Here is a 469-nt window from a genome sequence, read left to right on the forward strand (position 1 = left end):
TGCGGTTATGGTCGCTATGTACCGCCGTCCGATGGGCGCGAGGTCGAAGTCACTGCCATGCCGAGTGTGACGCTGTCACCGAATCAGACCATTGATATTGGCAAGATGCCGCCGATGGCCTTCGAGGCAGGTCAGGGCTTTGTCGTTACCCAAATGCCGGAAATGGTATTGGCCGAAGGGCAAAAACTGGCGATTGGCGAATTGCCCCGGATGAAATTGGAAAACGGGCAGGCGGTTCGGGTCTACAGCACCACGGCACTGACCACCAAGCCAGCAATCCCGGAGAAGTGCGCAAGCCAAGTGCTAACAATAGCGGGCGATGTTGAGTTAGCCGCCAATCCGTCACGTTGTCACGTTTTGGTCAAGGCTGGCAGTGCCAACACTACGCCCGTGGTGATTGGGGGCGGCTGGTCACTGGCTGCCGGGGAGCATATCAAACTGGAAACCACCGCCGCGCTGGCTTTTGCCG

1 protein-coding gene is annotated in these 469 nt (G+C 58.4%); it reads left to right on the forward strand.

Going from position 1 to position 469, the window contains the following annotated elements:
• Positions 1–469 (forward strand): hypothetical protein (locus ABT56_RS24365; RefSeq protein ID WP_047881229.1); only part of this gene is annotated, 469 nt, incomplete at both ends.

Origin of the sequence: Photobacterium aquae (genome assembly GCF_001029445.1) — a bacterium.
Lineage (GTDB): Bacteria > Pseudomonadota > Gammaproteobacteria > Enterobacterales > Vibrionaceae > Photobacterium > Photobacterium aquae.